The organism is Actinopolymorpha singaporensis, from assembly GCF_900104745.1.
Lineage (GTDB): Bacteria > Actinomycetota > Actinomycetes > Propionibacteriales > Actinopolymorphaceae > Actinopolymorpha > Actinopolymorpha singaporensis.
This window is the reverse complement of sequence record NZ_LT629732.1, coordinates 2,723,447-2,741,000: the sequence shown is the minus strand read 5'-3', so window position 1 is coordinate 2,741,000 and position 17,554 is coordinate 2,723,447. Positions and strand designations below refer to the sequence as shown.

The window sequence follows — 17,554 nt, the reverse complement described above, 5'->3', positions numbered from 1 at the left end:
CATCATGAAGCTAGGTGATGGTTCATCCCCGCGCAACCTCGCCGGCCAGGACCGTCCCTTCGACCGCACGTCGCTCCGCCGCGCGAGCATCGATCGTGACGCGCTCGCCTCCGGCGTGTACGACGATCCGCCGGTCGGTGTCGGGCGTGACGAAGACCCGGTCGATCACGCCGTCGGTCCACTCCGCGTCGACGGTGACGCCACCTCGTGCCCGCAGCCCCGAGAACGCACCGGTACGCCAGGAATCAGGCAGTGCCGGCAGCAGGTGGAGCTCGGTGACCTCGTGGGTGGAGTCGTGGGACTGCACGAGCATCTCCGCGATCCCTGCGGTGACACCGAAGTTTCCGTCGATCTGGAACGGCGGATGCGCGCACAGCAAGCTGCGGTAGACCCCGCCCGGTCCCCTCACAGGACTCTCCGGGACCTCGTCCGGCATCGGCACGAGGAACGCCCGAAGAGCGGTGTGTGCACCGTCTGCGTCTCGCAGCCGAGCACGCAAGGAGACCCGCCACGCCAGCGACCAGCCGGTCGAGTAGTCGCCGCGCGCGGTGAGAGTCCCTAGCGCCGCCGCCGCGAGATCGGGAGTCGACTCGGGCCCGATCCGCTCGGCCGGATAGACGCCGAACAGGTGCGACATGTGCCTGTGTTCCGGCTCGGCGTCGCGAAGCTCGGTGGACCACTCGGCCAGCCGGCCGTCGGCTCCGACCCGCTCGGCGGGAAGTCTGTCCAGGGCGTCGACCACCCGCTCCCGCCATTCCTTGTCCTGCCGGTCCGTACCGTCGTCTCTGCCGCCCCTGCCGCCTCGGCCGGACCTGTCAAGCGCGGCTTGCAGGTCGAGAGCTCGGTCCAGCAGGTCCCGGATCATCGCCACGTCGGCGGTCGTGGACACCGACACGGCTGCCGGCTTCCCGTCCGTTGCGACGAAGTGGTTCTCCGGAGAGGTCGACGGCGCGACCGCGAGCGTCCCGTCCGGGCGTTCCACCAACCAGTCCAGGCAGAACACCGCGGCGTCTCTGACCAGGGGCCACGCGACGTCGCGCAGGAAGGTTTCGTCCCGGCTGTAGTCGTAGTGGTCCCACAGGTGGCGGCACAGCCACGCCGCACCCAGCGGCCACGAGGCCCAGCACGGGTCGTGCGTACCGTCGCCGACCGGTAGCGCGAACCCCCAGGCGTCGGAGTTGTGGTGCAGAACCCAACCGTCCAGACCGTACAGGTCGCGGGCCACCGCGCGTCCGGTCCGATGGGCGTACCGGAGCCAGTCCGTCAACGCCGCATGGCACTCCGGGAGGTTCGCGACTTCGGCCGGCCAGTAGTTCATCTCCAGGTTGATGTTGACCGTGTAGTTGCTGCTCCAGGGCGGGCGGACCGAGGCGTTCCAGATCCCCTGCAGGTTTGCCGGCAGCATTCCCGGCCGCGAACTCGCGATCAGCAGATAGCGGCCGTACTGGAAGAGCAGCGCCGCCAGTCCCGGGTCCGGCAGGCCGGCGGCGTGCCGCGCGAGGCGGTCGTCGGTGGGCAGCTCGTCCAGCTGCCCGCCCTGGTGCTCGTGCTCGGCACCGTCGAGGCGAAGCTCGACCCGGCCGAACAGCGCGTCGTGGTCTGCCACGTGCTCGGCGCGCAGCGCATTCACCCCGCCGTCGACACCCCCGTCGACACCCCCGTCGACACCGCCGTCGGCACCGCCGTCCGTGAGCCGCCGGACCAGCGCGTCGAGCCGCTCGGACACCTGGGCCCGCAGGGCCTCGACGTCACCGTGCGGCGCGGTGAGCGGGTCCACGTAGTCGGTCTGCGAAGCGACCAGTACCACGAACCGGCTCGCGGCGACGACGGTCAGCCCGTCGTCGCGTACGGCGACCTGGCCGTCGGTGACGACCCGAAGCCTGACTACCGCGGTGACCGCCGCACGCGGCGCGTCGTCGTAGGTGACCGGCGAATCCGACCTGTCGTGGGAGGGGATCACGTCGGACGGCATACGGACGACCAGCTCGAGCCCGTCGGCCGCCGCGCCGTCAGCGCCGTCAGCGCCGGCCTCAGCGTCAGAAGGGATCGTCGTGCAGGTGGCGGTGGGGTGGGGCGAGTCGATCCGGACGGTGGTCTCGGGCAACCGGGCGTCGGCGTCGGCGTCTGCTGAGCCTGGCAGGGGCTCGACCCGCCGGTGCACCACGAGGGCGGCGTTCGGTCTGCTCGACCAGGACTCCTGGATGATGTCAATCCCGGCTTGCGTCCACCGGTGTGACGCGACCGCAGTACGCAGATCCAGTGCGCGCCGGTATCCGGCCGGGCCGTCCTCCCGCGTGTCCTGCATGAGCCACAGGTCGGCCAACGGCTGGTACGCCTGGCTGTGACCGTACTGGAGCCTGCGGACGGCCGCCTCCGCCCCGCGCACATCCCCCGCGTCGAGGGCCTCCCGGACGGTAGACAGCCCCTCCCGCGCGGCGTCCACGTCGACCGGCGGGTTGCCGGCCACCGTCGCCGGCGAACCGGACCAGCACGTGTCGTCGTTCAGCTGGAAACGGTCGAGTTCCACGCCGCCGAAGCACATCGCGCCGAGGTTGCCGTTCCCGATCGGGAGTGCGTCGGTCCAGATCCTGGCCGGCTTCGAGTAGTGGAGTCGCACGTCTACCCACCCCTTGTTCACGATGCCGAGACACGGAGCCGGCATCAGCCCGGGCGGCATGCTACCGCTCATTCATCAGATGTCTGAGGGCCTGTCTCACGGCGTAGGTCACCTTTTGGTCGCGTCGGCAACCTTCGGCTCCGCATCGGCATCCCCAGGTAGACGGATGCGCTTTCGTGGAGGTGATCCCCGTGTGGAAGACAAGGTCACGGGCACGCTGGATCGGCGCGGTGACCGCCGGCGTACTCATGGCGACGACGTTTCTCACCGGCGCGGCCACGGCTGCGTCGGCACAGACCGACAGCGACGGTTGGGAGGTGTCACCGGTTCGGGCGTTGCGCGGACAGGCCGACCTGACCGGGGTCGTGGCGTTCGGTCCTTCGGACGCCTGGGCGGTCGGCTACACGGGTGGGAACTCGACCGTCAGCACGCTGACCCTGCACTGGGACGGCACGCGCTGGCTGCGCATTCCCAGTCCCAACCGCAGTGCCCGGGAGAACTGGCTGTTCGGCGTCGCCGGCACGTCCCCGAACGACGTCTGGGCCACCGGCTACGACATCGGCCCGGACGGCAAGCACCGGACGCTGGTGCTCCACTGGGACGGCGCCCGGTGGCGGATCGTGCCGAGCCCGACGGTCGAGGGCCAGGACGCGACGCTCAACAAGGTGGTCGCGTTGTCACCCACGAACGCCTGGGCGGTCGGGAGCACGATCGCCTGGCCTTTCACGGGCAGAACTCTGGTCCAGCACTGGGACGGGCGGACCTGGTCGACGGTTGCCAGCCCCAGTCCCGGCACGGACGGGCTCGGCAGCTTCCTTCTCGACGTCGCCGCGACCTCCGCGGACGACGTCTGGGCGGTCGGTGACTACGACACCGGCGACGGGACGATGCGTACGCTGACCGAGCGCTGGGATGGCACCAGATGGACCGTCGTCAAGAGCCCGGCCCCCGGTGAGGGTTCCCTGCTGTCCAGCGTGGCGACCGGTCCGCGCGGTCAGGTCTGGTCCGTCGGCTGGCAACAGGACGGTGCGGAGCAGACACCGCTCGTACTGCGCTGGGACGGTGACGCCTGGTCGGCCGTGGACATGTCTGGCCTTCCTGCGGACGCCTCCCTCGGTGACGTCCGGGTGGTCGGCTCGAACGACATCTGGACCGTGGGCAGCCAGGCCGGGCAGACGTTGGCCGCTCACTGGAATGGCGACACGTGGACGGCCTCGCCGAGCGCCAGTCCGGGCTCGGTCGCCAACGCCTTCGCCGACGTGGCAACGATCCCAGGAACGAACTGCCTGTGGGCGGTCGGGCAGTTCACCAACGGCGACCTCGGTCGGCCCCTCGTCGAACACCACTGCGAGTAGTGACCGCGAACCCATGCTTAGGTGAGCGCGCCGGCGAGACCAAGTGCCGCGCCAGCGCGCTCACAGCGTGAGTTTGTCTGCGGGCAGCGGGGAAGGTGCGCGAGACGGTTGGAGTACGCCTCCCTCGTCGCCGTCGTTGTCTCCGCCCGGATCTATTCGTTTGCGCCAGTACCAGGCCTTCTCGCCACGCCGGTTCTGGCGAGGGCGTCCCAAGTGAAGCTCCGTTTCCCCGGAAGCGAGGTGTATTGCGTAAGCACAGACGAGCGTCACCGCTTGGTGCGCGGTCTCCGGTGGCGCAAAGATCTCGTCTCCCAAATCAGCGGCCATCCGGAGGTCGAGGACGTCCCTCGGCAACGGTTGCTGGTCGGGATCCGGTTGACGAGCCACCCCCCGTTTGGTCTGGCTCTTCTGCGACCACATGATGCGGTCCACGTGCTGACCGCCGAATGACTGCAACAGCGTCCGCCAGTTTTCACGACGCCAACCCTGTGATCCATTGAGATCGTCATGGACAACCAAGCCTGAAGGAAGAGTAGGCATCGTCAGGTACTCAGTTTCGGACAGCCCTGTGGACACGAGGAGTTGCCGCTCGGCCTGAGATTGGTTGGACCGAACTTCGAAGTGGCCGGTCGAGAACACACGATCCAGTCGAGCCGTGAAGATCTTGTAGGCGGTGTATCCGAGCCAGCCCTGATCGTGTCCCGTCTTGGGATCAAACGACTTCAGCGTGGACTTTCGCGCGCTGCCCCATGCCCACTGGAACGCACGGATGACGCCGCAGTCACCCAGTTCACGGATTGCGTCGGCGTACTCACTCATTCGTTGACCATAGATCGCGACAACGACGTCGTACACCTGAAGAGCGACTCTTCAGGGAGTGGGCTGCACTTCTTCGTAAAGCTGCCGAGGAGAGTGAAAACTTGCGGAGCGAAAGCCCTCGTGCCAGGCCAGTTCCTTCTTGCGCCTGGTGTGGCACAACCGCCTTCCCGCCCTGGCAGCGAGACGGTGCTTCAATCCGGGAACGGCGACGCCCCTGGCCTCCGGAGAGGACAGGGGCGTCGTCGAGGGAGACTGCGACGTACGCAGCCGATCTCGTGGCTATGCCGTCGCGACCACGCGCTCTCGCTCCGGCTCCGGCTCGTTGACCAGGTCGGTGCGCTCGGAGTTGTAGATCGCCTCGTCCAGGATGCCTTCCCGCTTTGCCACCAGCGTCGGCACCAGCGCCTGCCCGGCGACGTTGGTCGCGGTCCGCATCATGTCCAGGATCGGGTCGATGGCGATGAGCAGGCCGACGCCCTCCAGCGGCAGACCCAGGGTCGACAGGGTGAGCGTCAGCATCACGATCGCGCCGGTGAGCCCGGCGGTGGCGGCGGAGCCGAACACCGAGACGAACGCGATGAGGAGGTACTCCTTGATGCCCAGCGGCACGCCGAAGATCTGCGCCACCGTGATGGCCGCGAGGGCGGGGTAGATCGCCGCGCAGCCGTCCATCTTGGTGGTCGCGCCGAACGGCACCGCGAACGACGCGTACGACTCGGGCACGCCGAGGTTGCGGATGGTGACCTGCCGGGTCAGTGGCATCGTTCCCACGGAGGAGCGGGACACGAACGCCAGCTGGATCGCGGGCCACGCACCGGAGAAGAACTTCGCCGGCGAAAGCCCGTGCGCCCGGGCGAGGATCGAGTAGACGCCGAACAGCACCAGCGCGCAACCGACGTACACGTCGACGGTGAACACCGCAAGCGGGGCGAGGAGGTTCCAGCCGTACGTCGCAACCGCCTTGCCGATCAGGCCCAGCGTGCCGAGCGGCGCGAGGCGGATGATCCACCACAGCACCTTCTGCACGATCTCCAGAGCCGAGCGGTTGAACGCCAGGAAGGGCTCGGCCTTGTCGCCCACCTTCAGCGCGGCGATACCGATGGCGGCGGCGACGACGACCAACTGCAGGACGTTGAAGTCCAGCGAGGTGGTGGGCCCGGTGTCGCCGGTCTGGGTGTTCGCGGTGAGCCCGAGGAAGTTGGCCGGGACCAGGCCGCTCAGGAAGTCGAGCCAGGTGCCGCTTCCACCCTTGTAGGACGCGCCTTCCGGGGTCAGCCCGCTGTTCGCTCCGGGGTTGGTGATCAGGCCGATCGCCATTCCGATGACCACCGCGATGAGGGAGGTGATCATGAACCACAGCAGGGTCTGCCCGGCGAGGCGGGCGGCGTTGCGCACCTCGCGAAGGTTGGCGATGCTCGCGACGATCGCAGTGAAGATCAGCGGTACCACTGTGATCTTCAGCAGCTGGACGAAGATGGAACCGATCTGGGTCAGGGTCTCCGCGAGCCAGTTGACCTGGAACCCGCGGGCGATGCCGCCGAGGATCAGGCCGAGCGCCAGGCCGAGCAGGACCTGCGCCCAGAAGGGTACGGAGACGCGCCGTCTGGGCGCGCTGGTTTCGGTGGCCGAGTCGACCATGGTGCGGAGCCTCCGGAAGTAAAGGCGGGAAGAGATGGCGGGATGGCGGGTACTACAGCGCTGGGCAGCGCCGACACGCACAGCTGGCCTGCCGTCGCAGATCGACGTGCAGGCGCCGCCAGAAGTACCGTCCGGTCATCGGCTGCTCGAACACCGGTGAGCCGGCGTCCTATTCCGGATTCGTCGCCCGAATGTCCGACTCCGGCCATTCGCCAGCTCGGCACGTCAGGTTTCGCTCAGTCGGAGTGCCTCGGTGAGCATGCCGTACGCCTGGTGCCGGGCGGCGGGCGGGAACGTGTGTGGACCGTCGAAAACCCACCGAACGAACGACTGTTCGGCTCCGTACGCCCCGTACACCTCGCGTACCTGGTCCAGCCAGCGCGCCTCGCCCACGTCGGGGAAGATCGCGTCCCGCGTGCCGGCCACGACCATCAGCGGCCTGGGCGCCACCAGCGCCAGCCAGTGGTGGAAGTCCAGCGGCGTCTGCTGGACCGCCGGGGCGTAGAGGCCGAGGCGAGGGATCAGCGCGGTCTGGAGCCACCAGCGGTGCGGCGACGGGTCCTGCCGTAGGAGATTCAGTCCGCAGCTGGCGACGCCGGCCGCTATCCGCGGCTCGCCCAGCATGGCGAACACCGTGCCGTACGCCCCGTGGGAGTGGCCGATGCAGCCGATCCTGCGCCCGTCCACCTGCGGAACCACCTCGAGCAGGTCGACGGCCCGGGACACGTCGAAGGACATCTTCGCCATCACCGACCCGTCGGGGTGGGCGGCGAAGAATTCCTCGGCCGACCGGTAGCGCGCGTTGGCGTGGCCGGCCTGGCGCTCCCCGAACGCGATCGCGTCCGGTGCCAGCACGACGAACCCTCGTGCGGCGAGCTCGGCGGCGTACCGCACGTGGCTGGTGTTGCCGGTGGTCTCCAGCCCGACCACCTCCGCCTTGCCGGACGCGGTGGTCTGGTGCAGGGCGATGACGGCGGGACGGGGCTCGGTGGCATCCGTCGGCGTCAGCAGCCAGGCGTAACCCCACTCCTCGCGGGTCAGCAGGTAGCGCAGCCTGCGCATCGCGTACGGATGGCCCGGCGCGGGCGGTGAGACCACGAACTCGTCCCCGAGGTACTCCCATGACATCGTTGCGGGCGGCTCGTCGGTCACCGAGCCGAGGATCTCGGCGGACACGGACTGCCAGCCCGCGCGCGCCTGCTCCCAGCCGGCGAGCCGCTCCTCGGGCGAGCGGCCGGCCAGCAGCGGCAGCGGTTCGGCCGAACCCGACTGCTCGCTGACCACCGGCTCCCACGTCTGGCGTGCCTTCCAGGCCGCGAAGTCCCATCCTCCGTCCGGCCAGTACCAGAGGTACGACATCGGGCGCTGCCCTTTCGATGCCTGATGTTGATCGCGGGTGTTCGTCAGTGGTCGTCGGGGTTCTTGTACGCCATCTGCTCCATTGCACTGGTCGCCATGAACTGCAGCCGGTAGCTCAGCACCGCGTCGCTCAGCACGTTCATCAGGTCGGCACTGACCACGACCGGGGCGAACGGCGCGGTGACCGTGCCGATCATCCAGACGTTCTCGTCGTGCGCCTCGAGAATCTGCCGGCCGATCGCGAGCCGCGCCTGTTCGTCGACCTCGCTCGCCATCCGGTCGTAGAGCTGTTGCAGGCGGCGGTACTGCGGCGGTGGCTCCATCCCACTCTTGCCTCCGGTCTCGTACCACTCGCCGTACGCGGGCGCCCAGTAGGAGGCTCTCGACGTCGGTACGTACCAGACCGGGTCCACGTCCCACAGCAGTCCCGCCACGGTGTAGCCGGGAATGTCGAGCAGGTTGCTGGTCGCGCGTTCGGACCACAGCGGTCCGTTGACGCTCTGGAAGTTGGTCCGCACCCCGACCTTCTGCCAGTTCGCCTTGACGATCTCGTACGCGTCGGAGGCGTCGGCCGTCCCGCCGTACTCGAAGGTGAACGTGGTGATGGAAAGCTCCAGCGGCTTGCCGTCGGGCCGCAACCGGAAACCCTTGCCGTCCTGCTTGTCCAATCCCGCCTTGTCCAGGTACGCGTTGGCCTTGGCGACGTCGTACGTGGTGAACCGGTTGCCGGAGCCCTTGATGTAGTAGTCGTCCTGCGGCACCGCACATGGCTGACGCGTTCCGCCCGCGCCCGCGTAGAGGATCTTGTTCATCTCCTCGCGGTTGAGAGCGTGGGACAACCCGGCGCGGAAGTCGAGGCTCTGCATCAACCCGCGCAGCACCGGGTCCTTGTCGCTCTGGTTCATGTACATCGCGATCCACGGAGCGTCGCTCGCCCAGCGCAGGAGCCGGAAGCCGTTCTTCTTCGCGGAGTCTGCGAGCACCGGCAGGTCGCGGACGTTGAGCGTCTCGAACTGGATGTCCAAATCGCCGCCGATCGCCTGCAGCGCAATGGTCTCCGGGCTCAGCTTCGCCTGGGTGATGGTGTCGACGTACGGGAGCTGGCGGCCCCTGGTGTCGACCTTCCAGTAGTACGGGTTGCGTTCGGCGACGAAACGGGGATCGCTGGCGGTGATCTGGTGGGTCAGCTTCCACGGGCCCATCGCCGGCCGGTCAGGGTTGTCGCCGGCCGAGGCCTTCGCCGCAAACAGGTCCACCCACGACTTCAGTCCGGCCGCCTTCACCTTCTTGTCAAGCTCGGCTTTCGGTGCGTGGTCGACGTGGAACTGGCTGAGGTAGTGCTTCGGCGTCAGCAGACTTCCCTGGAAGGCGCCGCGGAACGCCATCTGGCGTAGGAGAAGTCCGTGTGGACCGTCGAAGGAGAACCGCACGGTGTGGTCGTCGACCTTGGAAATCACGCCTGGCTTGCCGTTGATGATGAGCCACGTCGGGAAGACGGGCGTGAGCTCCTTGTTGGAGAGGATCGACTCGTAGAAGAAGACGAGGTCGTCGGCGGTGAAGGGATGGCCGTCGGACCACTTCGCGCCCTCGCGGAGGTGGAACGTGTAGACCTTGCCGCCCTCGCCGATGTCCCACGACTCCGCCAGGCCGGGCACGACGTCCGTCGAGCCGGGAGCCCACTCCACCAGGCCCTCCCGCGCGATGATGAGGAAGTGCGCACCGGACTGAACGGTGGTGGCCATCCGGATCGTGCCGCCGTAGTTGCCGAGCTGTTCCAGCGGCTTGACGACCGCCGGCTTCTTCGGAAGCCGCTGGGCGAGCGGAGGCAGCTTCCCCTGCTGGACCTGGGCGGCCAGCGCCGGCGCCTCCTTGACGTCACTGCCCGAAGCCGCGCCCTTCGGGCCGCTTCGCTTCTTGTCCGACGGGTCTGTCGACAGCAGGTCACACCCGGACAGCAGCCAGCTTCCCAGGAGGGTGCCACCGCCCCACTTCAGAAGGCTCCTGCGTTCGGGTCTGCCCGCGCGTGCCGTTGTCATGTCCGATCGACTCCTTCGCCCGTCGCTGGCGGGGGTCCCCAGGCGAAACCGATGATCAGTGTCGGCCGGACCGGCATATCGGTCAAGACCATAAGTTGAGAGGTGGCCCGACCCGGACGTGAACGGCGCGGACGTCTACGGGCAGCCAGCCACCTTCGCGACGTCCGCGAAGCGAGTCGGCGCCTGGGGTCTTCCGCAGGATAGGGTCGGACCTTCGTGGCAGGGGTGTTCCTGGCCACGCCCTGTCCACGTCTCGCGGCGGAGGCCCACCGATGACCGAGAGTCACGAGCGCGCGGACCGACGTCGCCTGGCCAGGCGGATCGACCGGTTGACGGCGGAGATCTCCCGGCGGCTCGGGCTCGCAGGAGTGACGTACCAGATCGTCGTACGCCCGGCACCGGCTTTTCCGGACCGGGCCGACGTCCTGGTCGAGCTCGCCACCGGTAGCGGGGTCGCCGTCATGTGTGCCGTGCGGGACGAGAGCACCCTCGTCCTCGCCGACTCCGGGGACGAGTACGACCTCCCGTGGCGCGCCGTTCCGTCGTACGTCCGGGATCTGCTGCTCTTCCACCGCCCACCCACGCGGAAGCGGCGCCGGAGCGCTTGACCCTCCACCAAAGGGACGCTTGAGGGTGGGCGCATGAACGACGGCAGGCTCTACACGATCCGGGGAACTGGCGCGGCTGACCGGGCTCACGGTCAAGACCATCCGCTTCTACTCCGATCGCGGGACCGTGCCGCCGACCGAACGCAGCCCAGCGGCTACCGCCGTTACGACACCGATGCCCTGGCGCGCCTGGAACTTCGCTCCTCGACGCGAGCGGTACTTCCAAGCTGCTCGCGTGCATCAACGGATGGCCCGCCCCGGACAGCCTCGCACCGGTGTTCGGCCGGCTCCGCCAGGCTCTGCGCGCCCCGACGCCGGCATAGCCGACGGCAGCAGCGGGATTCGCGCGTCAATCGATCGTTGGCACCCGCCCAGAGTCGAGCATGGCGACCAGGCAGTCCCTGATCCATCGGAAGAACCACCCGTCGAACGCTCGCTCGCCGTCACGTTCGTACCAGGTGGACAGGCGATGGGTGGCGCTGAGGACACACGCCAGGTAGAGCCGACGCCGGTGGTCGTCCGGGAGCGCACGCACCTCGGCGTATCCGTCCTCCACGTGTCCCAGCAACTGGGCAACCGGCGGGTTCTCCTCAGCGTTCAGGCAAAGCGTCGCGAAGTCGAACGTGTAGTCGGTCCCCCGGATCTCACCGAAGTCGATCAGTCCCGTGTATGCGCCGTTCTTCTCGAAGATGTGACCGGCATCGAAGTCACCATGTGCCACCGACCCGATCTCTGCGGCGGGCCCGACCTCGACGGCCTCCTGTAACAGGCGTTCGACGGTGCGAACCTGGTCGGTGGAGAAACAAACCCCGGAAAGTGGGCCGGCGGCAGCCGAGGGGTCGACGTACTCGGCGTACGTACGATGCTCCGCGCGAAGCGGCCAGCCGGCCCGGTCGTGCTCGCGGCAGACCCAGCCGAAACCACGCACCGGTACGTCGTGGATCCGCGCCAGGTCGCGTCCGGCCGAACGACCGATGTCGGCTACCGCCCGAGCCGGGCCGGAGGCACTCAACGGTGCGCCGGGCACCTCCCTGGTCACCATCACCGAGCGAGTCAGCGTCTCGTCGAACGGCTCGTAGTGGACCACCGCGGGTACTCGCACCCCGGCCGAGTGAAGCGCACGGTGTAGTTCGGCCTCCGGAGCAAGGCTGGCTTGCTCCTCCTCCGCGATCCGAACGTAGAAGGTCTCGGCACCCCGGTCGACCCGGTAGACCTGGGTGGAGGATCCGGTGGGTGTGCGTCGGCAGGTGAACTCCTGCTGCGACCCGAAGATCTCGCCCAGCAAGGCGTTCAGCGCGCCAGGGTCCACATCCGGCTTACGCATCACACCTCGTCCCGGAGCCGGAACGGGGACCCACTGAGGGCGTTGCGGCCACGCTGTCCCTTGTCCGTCAGGAATGTGGCGAGCGCCGACTGCCCGGTCGGCCAGGCGTTCTCCCCGTCACCCACCATCACCTGGACACCCGGAATCGGCGCCCAGCCGGAGGCGCGGCGTAGAAGCCGACCTTCTCGGGTGAGCAACAGATGAGTCCGAGATCGCCATCGCCGGCCTCGATTCGTCGGCATGCGGTCGCCACGAGTCTGCTCGCCCAGCCTTCACGCCGAAACGGCGGGAACGTGAGCACGCTCGTCAGAGCCTGGGCCTGGTAGGTCACTCCATCGCACCCGACCTCGTGATCGACGATCTCCAGGTGACTGACCACCAGGCTGTCCGCGACGTAGAGAAGGTGGTACGGCTGGTACTCGGCACGGGTGATCCAGTCGCGGTACCGAAGGTCGCCGGTGAAGCCTTCCGGCCACACGATCCGCAGGAAGGACAGCACCTGCCACCGCAGTTCGGCCGGCAGTGCGTCGTCGGCAAACTCGACGAAGCGGGGCTCCTGCGGGCTCGCGTTCACGCTGCCCGCTCCAGGTGCCACACGATCAGCGCTGGAGTGTCCCGGCACGCCACGCGTACCGCTTCCGGGCAGTAACGCTGTGCGTCCGAACCACCGTGACCGCCGGGGACGTCTCCCCACCTGGGTTCGTGACAGGCGCGGACCGTGAACCCCGAGGCGATCGCGACACGGAGGTAGTCCGACGGCAGAAAACGGCTGGCGGGCATCGCGAGTCTCCCATCCGGACCGTCGATCGACGAGACGCCGCCGAGGTAGAGCGACAGCCAGTGGATGTCGGAGAGGATCATCTGACCACCGGGCCGCAGCACGCGCGCGAACTCCGCCAACGTCGGCTCCAGCCGCGGTTGGTACGTCAGCGCCAAGGTGCATACAAGGGAGTCGAAACTCCCGTCAGGAAAGGGCAGTTCGTCAAGCGCAGCTTCCCTGAACTCACCGGCAGGGACCTTGGCCCGGGCACGGGCGAGCATCTCCGGCGAGGAGTCGACGCCGACAACCTCGTGTCCCAGCTCAGCAAGGTAGTGCGAGTGCCGACCGGTCCCGCATGCGGCGTCCAGCACCCGGCCGAGCTTCAGCGCGTCCAGCAAAGGACGCACCACCGGTTCCTCGGCCGCGATCAGCGGGTTGCCGGGGTCGTCGTAGGAATGGACCCATTGGGCGTAGCCGTCGCGCGTGCCGATGTCACCGACCATCCCACCGGGCCGTGCAGACAGGTCGGGATCCGCGAGCATCGCGCGAACCTCGTCAAGGCGAGCCTGCACGAACTCACGGCTCGAGCCCAGAGGGTCGCCGGCCTGCGCTCGAAGGAGAGCGACGCCTTCCAGGCCCACCAGCCATCCGAGTACGTGTGTGTAGTGGGGCACGCGCACACCCTAGGTGGGCTGAGGTCCACGGTCGATCAGTTTGCGGCCGGCCGCCCGCTTCAGCCCGATGGCCGGCGGAGCGCGGACTCGGTCGCTGCGCGGATCTCGGCATCACTCGCCCCGAGGTGGCGGGCCCGGGCAACAGCCGTCGCCACCAGATCCTCGAGCCGGGCCCGCTGGTCGGCACTCGACAGCCCCGGCCGCGCGGCGGTGACGGTCGTACCTGCTGCCCGACGTGATCGAACCAGCCCTGCCGTCTCCAGTTCGCGGTATGTGCGAGCGACCGTGCCGGTCGCCAGCCCCAGGTCCGCGGCGAGCTGGCGCACCGGTGGCAGGCGGGTTCCGTCGGTGAGCGCGCCGGTCTCGATCAGGTTGGCCAGCTGACGGCGTAGCTGCTCGTACGGAGGTGTGGGATCGTTCCCATCGACACGCAGCCCGACGGTCATCCCCGCGCCCGCTCCCGCCCACTGGTGAGAGGCGAGGCAAGGAGGGAACGCGGAGCCGGCTTGGCGCTCGCGCCGGGAAGCAGGAGCGCGACCAGGCACCACACGAGCCACACCAGCGCTGCCAGGCCCGCCAGGAGCGTGCTCCAGCCCACGACCTGCAGGGCGGCCGGTCCGTGGTTCGCTCCCAGACCCGCCAGCCGGCCACCGACCAGCAGTGCCGTACCCGCGAGGCTGCCGGTGAACGCGACGCCCACCGCGGCGAGCACGGACTCCACCGAACGCCGGCGGACCACGTCGTCGACCGCGACGATCTCCGGTGCCGCACCGTTGCGCGGCCGTCGTACCGTCGCCCCGACGGCGGTGCCGGCGAGCACGAGGACGAGCAGCAAGGCGGCAACCATCGGAACCGAGTAGTACGAACCCGGCCAGGGACTCAGCGTCCTGTGGTCGCAGCCCACAGTGCAGGAGTAGGTGAGGGCCCGTCCCGCCCGCCCGAGATCGTCGGGCACCGCCACGACCCCTGCCCAGGCGAGGAACAGCGCCAGCACCGCGCCCGTCGCGACGATGAACCGCACCAGCCGCGGAGGCGAGAAGTCGCGCACCCGCCGGACCTCCAGTCCTGCCGTACCTTGCGTGCGGGCGTCGTCGCGGGCGAGGAGATCAGCGGCGAGTACGCCCACGATCTGTACTGCGGCGAACACGGCCGGGGCGAGCGCGAACCCGCGGCCCAGCCCGCCCGTCGAGGCGGTCGCCACCGCGGCGATCACCCCGGCCACCATCGCCACACCGCGTCCAAGCAACGTGGAGCGGCGAAGTCGCGCGAGCCCCGGGTGCGCGGCCTCGTCGACGGCGACCAGCGCGCGGCGGCGCGGCACAGCCCACAGGACCACGGCAAGGCAGGCGACCAACGCCACCAGCGGAAGAGCCAACGCGAAACCACCGGACACGACAGCGCTCCTTGTGTCAGCGACTTGATACAAGCGGAGCATAGACCCAACGAGGACGCTTGTGTCAATCAGTTGATACAAGTCTCCAGCCGCCGTCCGGCGTGAAACCGGTTCGCCGGTCGGCGGCGGCACCGGGCAGGATCAGCACATGACGACAGACCGCACCGACGTACCCGCAACCTTCGACGAGCGTTCCACGCTGCTGACCATGCTCGACTACACCCGCAAGACGGCGATCGCGAAGTGCGAAGGCCTCTCCGATGCCGACGCGGCCAGGGCGCCGCTGCCGACCTCGCCGATGATGACGGTCTCCGGGCTGATCAGTCACCTGCGCTGGGTGGAGTACTCCTGGATCCAGGTGCGACTGCTCGGACACGAGGACGAAGGCCCCTGGACCGAGGAGGACCCCGACCGGGAGTTCCACTATCGCCTCACCATGCCGCTGGCCGAGGTGATCGCCGACTACGAACAGCTTGCCCGCGAGCACGACACGCAGATCGCCGGGTGGGACCTCGACATGGTGGCCGCCCACCCGCTGCGCGACGGGCGGGAGATCAACCTGCGTTGGATCCTGCACCACCTGGTCGAGGAGAACGCCCGCCACAACGGGCACATCGACATCATCCGCGAGATCGTCGACGGGACGACCGGCGACTGACCGCCGGCCGGCCCCGACCACACTCAGGCGGGCATACGGCAGGAGGCGTACGGCAACTGTCTCCGGCAGGATGACGCGTGGCCGGGCACGCAGTTGTCAGGCTGCACTCATGCCGGTCGAGCTGAACCACACCATCGTCCCCTCCCGCGATCCGCAAACCTCGGCGAAGTTCCTGGCCGACATCCTCGGCCTCACGGTGGACCCGCCGGTGGCCCACTTCACACCTGTCACGCTGGCCAACCACGTCACCCTGGACTACGACCACCATGACGCCATCGAGCCGCACCACTACGCGTTCATGGTCAGCGAGGAGGAGTTCGACGCCGCCGTCGCTCGCATCCAGGAAGGTGGGATCACCTACTACGGCGATCCTGCCTGCGAGGAGAAGGGGCGGATCTATCACAGCAAGCGCTACGAAGGCCGAAGGGGCACCTACTTCCGCGACCCCGACGGACACCTCATGGAGCTCCTGACTCCCGGCTCCGGCTCCTGACCGGGGTGGGTTGCGAGGTCACCGGGAGCCCGGAACGCGCGCCGGTAGGCGCCGGGGGTCGTACCCACCTGGTCCCGAAACCTGCGGCGCAGGTTGACCGCCGAGGCAAGGCCCACGCGGGTGGCGATCGTGTCCACCGGCAGGTCGGTCTCCTCCAGCAGGATGCGTGCCCGGGCCACCCGCTGGGACAGCAACCACGCACCCGGGCTGGTGCCGAGCCGGTCGGCGAACCGCCGCGCCAGGGTGCGAGGCGAGATGCTGAGGTACGCGGCCAGATCGTCCACGGACAAAGGGGTTTCGAGGCGTGCACCGGCCCATTCGAGGAGGCCGTCCAGTCCGTCCGAGGCCGGTGCGGGCGGCGCGTACTGCGTCTGCCCGCCCTCGCGGTGCGGCGGCATCACCATGTGCCGCGCGAGCAGAGAAGCGTACGCGGCACCGTGGTCTCGGCGTACGAGATGAAGACACAGGTCGACGCCCGCACCGGCACCAGCACTCGTGGCGAGGTCGCCGTGGTCGACGTAGAGCACGTCCGGCTTCACCTCGATCCGCGGGAACTCCCGCGCCAGCCGCTCGGCGTTCGCCCAGTGCGTCGTGGCCGAGCGGCCGTCCAGCAACCCGGTGCGGGCGAGCGCGAACACCTCGCGTAGCCGGCCGACGTGGGCACCGACCCCGGCGTTTCCGTGCATACCCCGAACTCGTAGTGCCGGGGCACGCCCGGCCGCGCCGTGCCGAAGACCTCGACCGCGCAACCGAGCTCGAACGTCGACTGCACCGGCCGCACCAGAGCCACCACGCGGTGCATGGCAGGAAAGTACCCCACGGAGTCCTTGCAGACACTGCCCTGTCCTGGCCGGCTCGGGCAGCGTCGAAGGCATGCACGCAGAAATCCTCGATCAGGAGGGCTACACCTCCACCTCCGTCGACGAGTCCCCCGTTCGCGAACTCTTCCCCGGAATCCGGCTCCGGCCCCTGTGGAAGGGCCCGACCGGCGCACACGCCAACGTCCTGGAGATGGACCCGGGCACGTCGTGGCCGCGCCGGGACGTGCCCGAGCCCGGACCGGAGGAGGTCTACGTGGTCGCGGGTACGTTCAACGACGGGGCGCGCGACTACCCCGCCGGAACGTTCCTGCACGCACCCGCCGGGTCATGGCACGTGCCGGCGACCACCACCGGCTGCACGCTGTTCCTCTTCTGTCCCGAGGGCCAGGGAATCCGCTCTCCGGGGCTGAGGGCGCGACAGGGCGCTCAGCGTCCGACGAAAGCGACGACCTCCTCCAGTGCCGGGTCGTAGCCGTCGGTGGTGTCGACGGTGATCGTCGGCACCGGCAGGGACAGTCGTACGAACGACTCGTAGTGCTTCGTCGCCTCCTCCAGCGTCTGCGGCCCCTGGGCGTCGGCGTGTGCGCGCCGGGTCGGGGTGTCGGCGAAGCGGCGAAGGTTCCTGGCGTGGGCGGCCTCCACGTCGGCCGTGCACTGCACGATGCGGATGTCCGCGACCCCCTGCAGGGGTTCCAGGCCACGCTTCCAGTTCCAGTCCTGGAAGGCCGCCTCCGCGACCACGGTGACGCCGGCCTTCAGCAGGAGTTCGAGAACCTCGAAGAACAGCGGGAACGTCCGCCGGGTGAGTGGATCGCCAGGTGTGGCCCCGTCGAACTCCGGGTGGGCGTGCACCATGCCCTCCTTGATCTCGTCCCGGCAGATGGCCGGGCAGCCGACCGACCGCGCCACCGCGTGCGCCAGGGTCGTCTTCCCGAAACCGGCGGGGCCGCTGATCACGATCAGGGTGGGAGTGCCCGCGTACTCAAGCTCGTCCATGGC

At 68.9% G+C, this 17,554-nt stretch carries 18 protein-coding genes; 5 read left to right on the top strand and 13 right to left on the bottom strand.

Annotated elements, in window-relative coordinates:
* Positions 1–22: 22 nt before the first annotated feature.
* The gene (locus BLU27_RS12460) at positions 23–2,617 is read right to left on the bottom strand and encodes a glycoside hydrolase family 95 protein (RefSeq protein ID WP_172804943.1); all 2,595 of its coding nucleotides are present in this window, start codon (positions 2,615–2,617) and stop codon (positions 23–25) included.
* A gap of 176 nt (positions 2,618–2,793) precedes the next feature.
* Here BLU27_RS12460 and BLU27_RS12455 point away from each other — a divergent pair, with 176 nt between their 5' ends.
* Positions 2,794–3,972 carry a hypothetical protein gene (locus BLU27_RS12455; protein ID WP_092653461.1) on the top strand — a complete coding sequence of 393 codons (1,179 nt, stop codon included), beginning with the start codon at positions 2,794–2,796 and terminating at the stop codon, positions 3,970–3,972.
* 60 nt (positions 3,973–4,032) lie between these two features.
* Here the strand turns inward: BLU27_RS12455 and BLU27_RS28995 are convergent, their stop codons facing one another.
* From BLU27_RS28995 to BLU27_RS12440, 5 genes are all read right to left on the bottom strand, one after another.
* A complete protein-coding gene (locus tag BLU27_RS28995; RefSeq protein WP_157728497.1) occupies positions 4,033–4,791 on the bottom strand; it encodes a hypothetical protein in 759 nt (252 codons plus the stop codon).
* Between the two features lie 279 nt (positions 4,792–5,070).
* Positions 5,071–6,429: a dicarboxylate/amino acid:cation symporter gene (locus tag BLU27_RS12450; protein WP_092653459.1), complete on the bottom strand. Its 1,359-nt coding sequence runs from the start codon at positions 6,427–6,429 to the stop codon at positions 5,071–5,073.
* Between the two features lie 52 nt (positions 6,430–6,481).
* On the bottom strand, positions 6,482–6,568 hold the full coding sequence (locus BLU27_RS31230; protein ID WP_422386101.1) for a putative leader peptide: 87 nt from the start codon (positions 6,566–6,568) through the stop codon (positions 6,482–6,484).
* A gap of 86 nt (positions 6,569–6,654) precedes the next feature.
* A complete protein-coding gene (locus BLU27_RS12445) occupies positions 6,655–7,788 on the bottom strand; it encodes an alpha/beta hydrolase family protein (RefSeq protein WP_092653457.1) in 1,134 nt (377 codons plus the stop codon).
* A gap of 44 nt (positions 7,789–7,832) precedes the next feature.
* A complete protein-coding gene (locus BLU27_RS12440) occupies positions 7,833–9,824 on the bottom strand; it encodes an ABC transporter substrate-binding protein (protein ID WP_092653455.1) in 1,992 nt (663 codons plus the stop codon).
* Between the two features lie 272 nt (positions 9,825–10,096).
* Here BLU27_RS12440 and BLU27_RS12435 point away from each other — a divergent pair, with 272 nt between their 5' ends.
* Entirely contained in the window at positions 10,097–10,432 is a 336-nt protein-coding gene (locus BLU27_RS12435; RefSeq protein ID WP_092653453.1) for a hypothetical protein, read from the top strand.
* Between the two features lie 349 nt (positions 10,433–10,781).
* Here the strand turns inward: BLU27_RS12435 and BLU27_RS12425 are convergent, their stop codons facing one another.
* The 5 genes from BLU27_RS12425 to BLU27_RS12405 all read right to left on the bottom strand — a co-directional run bounded on the left by BLU27_RS12425 (position 10,782) and on the right by BLU27_RS12405 (position 14,583).
* Positions 10,782–11,756 carry a phosphotransferase family protein gene (locus BLU27_RS12425; RefSeq protein WP_092653451.1) on the bottom strand — a complete coding sequence of 325 codons (975 nt, stop codon included), beginning with the start codon at positions 11,754–11,756 and terminating at the stop codon, positions 10,782–10,784.
* A gap of 127 nt (positions 11,757–11,883) precedes the next feature.
* The gene (locus BLU27_RS12420) at positions 11,884–12,330 is read right to left on the bottom strand and encodes a GNAT family N-acetyltransferase (RefSeq protein ID WP_092653449.1); all 447 of its coding nucleotides are present in this window, start codon (positions 12,328–12,330) and stop codon (positions 11,884–11,886) included.
* Positions 12,327–13,190 carry a class I SAM-dependent methyltransferase gene (locus BLU27_RS12415; protein WP_092657602.1) on the bottom strand — a complete coding sequence of 288 codons (864 nt, stop codon included), beginning with the start codon at positions 13,188–13,190 and terminating at the stop codon, positions 12,327–12,329. Before BLU27_RS12415 ends, BLU27_RS12420 begins: the two co-directional genes overlap by 4 nt.
* Before the next feature lie 59 nt (positions 13,191–13,249).
* On the bottom strand, positions 13,250–13,636 hold the full coding sequence (locus BLU27_RS12410) for a GntR family transcriptional regulator (RefSeq protein ID WP_092653447.1): 387 nt from the start codon (positions 13,634–13,636) through the stop codon (positions 13,250–13,252).
* Positions 13,633–14,583: a hypothetical protein gene (locus BLU27_RS12405; RefSeq protein ID WP_092653445.1), complete on the bottom strand. Its 951-nt coding sequence runs from the start codon at positions 14,581–14,583 to the stop codon at positions 13,633–13,635. The genes BLU27_RS12410 and BLU27_RS12405 overlap by 4 nt, the downstream gene beginning before the upstream one ends.
* A 148-nt stretch (positions 14,584–14,731) precedes the next feature.
* Between BLU27_RS12405 and BLU27_RS12400 the strand changes: the two genes are divergently transcribed.
* Complete coding sequence (locus BLU27_RS12400; protein ID WP_092653443.1) at positions 14,732–15,241, top strand: DinB family protein; 510 nt, start codon at positions 14,732–14,734, stop codon at positions 15,239–15,241.
* A 109-nt stretch (positions 15,242–15,350) separates the two neighbouring features.
* Positions 15,351–15,734, top strand: coding sequence for a VOC family protein (locus BLU27_RS12395; protein WP_092653441.1), 384 nt, complete (start codon positions 15,351–15,353; stop codon positions 15,732–15,734).
* Here BLU27_RS12395 and BLU27_RS12390 read toward each other — a convergent pair.
* Positions 15,674–16,420, bottom strand: a complete 747-nt coding sequence (locus BLU27_RS12390) for a GlxA family transcriptional regulator (protein WP_197681811.1) — start codon at positions 16,418–16,420, stop codon at positions 15,674–15,676. The genes BLU27_RS12395 and BLU27_RS12390 overlap by 61 nt on opposite strands.
* Positions 16,421–16,607: 187 nt before the next feature.
* Between BLU27_RS12390 and BLU27_RS12385 the strand changes: the two genes are divergently transcribed.
* Complete coding sequence (locus BLU27_RS12385; protein ID WP_197681810.1) at positions 16,608–17,027, top strand: cupin domain-containing protein; 420 nt, start codon at positions 16,608–16,610, stop codon at positions 17,025–17,027.
* On the opposite strand, the gene BLU27_RS12380 is transcribed toward BLU27_RS12385, so the two are convergent.
* Positions 16,982–17,551, bottom strand: a complete 570-nt coding sequence (locus BLU27_RS12380; protein ID WP_092653439.1) for a P-loop nucleotide/nucleoside kinase family protein — start codon at positions 17,549–17,551, stop codon at positions 16,982–16,984. The two genes, BLU27_RS12385 and BLU27_RS12380, sit on opposite strands and share 46 nt — an antisense overlap.
* Between the last annotated feature and the right edge of the window lie 3 nt (positions 17,552–17,554).

Coding starts and splice junctions, on each gene's coding strand:
- BLU27_RS12450 (WP_092653459.1), bottom strand. CDS start 6,429: ATGGTCGACTCGGCCACCGAAACCAGCGCGCCCAGACGGCGCGTCTCC.
- BLU27_RS12435 (WP_092653453.1), top strand. CDS start 10,097: ATGACCGAGAGTCACGAGCGCGCGGACCGACGTCGCCTGGCCAGGCGG.
- BLU27_RS12390 (WP_197681811.1), bottom strand. CDS start 16,420: ATGCACGGAAACGCCGGGGTCGGTGCCCACGTCGGCCGGCTACGCGAG.
- BLU27_RS12440 (WP_092653455.1), bottom strand. CDS start 9,824: ATGACAACGGCACGCGCGGGCAGACCCGAACGCAGGAGCCTTCTGAAG.
- BLU27_RS31230 (WP_422386101.1), bottom strand. CDS start 6,568: ATGACCGGACGGTACTTCTGGCGGCGCCTGCACGTCGATCTGCGACGG.
- BLU27_RS12385 (WP_197681810.1), top strand. CDS start 16,608: ATGCACGCAGAAATCCTCGATCAGGAGGGCTACACCTCCACCTCCGTC.
- BLU27_RS12380 (WP_092653439.1), bottom strand. CDS start 17,551: ATGGACGAGCTTGAGTACGCGGGCACTCCCACCCTGATCGTGATCAGC.
- BLU27_RS12445 (WP_092653457.1), bottom strand. CDS start 7,788: ATGTCGTACCTCTGGTACTGGCCGGACGGAGGATGGGACTTCGCGGCC.
- BLU27_RS28995 (WP_157728497.1), bottom strand. CDS start 4,791: ATGAGTGAGTACGCCGACGCAATCCGTGAACTGGGTGACTGCGGCGTC.
- BLU27_RS12400 (WP_092653443.1), top strand. CDS start 14,732: ATGACGACAGACCGCACCGACGTACCCGCAACCTTCGACGAGCGTTCC.
- BLU27_RS12425 (WP_092653451.1), bottom strand. CDS start 11,756: ATGCGTAAGCCGGATGTGGACCCTGGCGCGCTGAACGCCTTGCTGGGC.
- BLU27_RS12395 (WP_092653441.1), top strand. CDS start 15,351: ATGCCGGTCGAGCTGAACCACACCATCGTCCCCTCCCGCGATCCGCAA.
- BLU27_RS12410 (WP_092653447.1), bottom strand. CDS start 13,636: ATGACCGTCGGGCTGCGTGTCGATGGGAACGATCCCACACCTCCGTAC.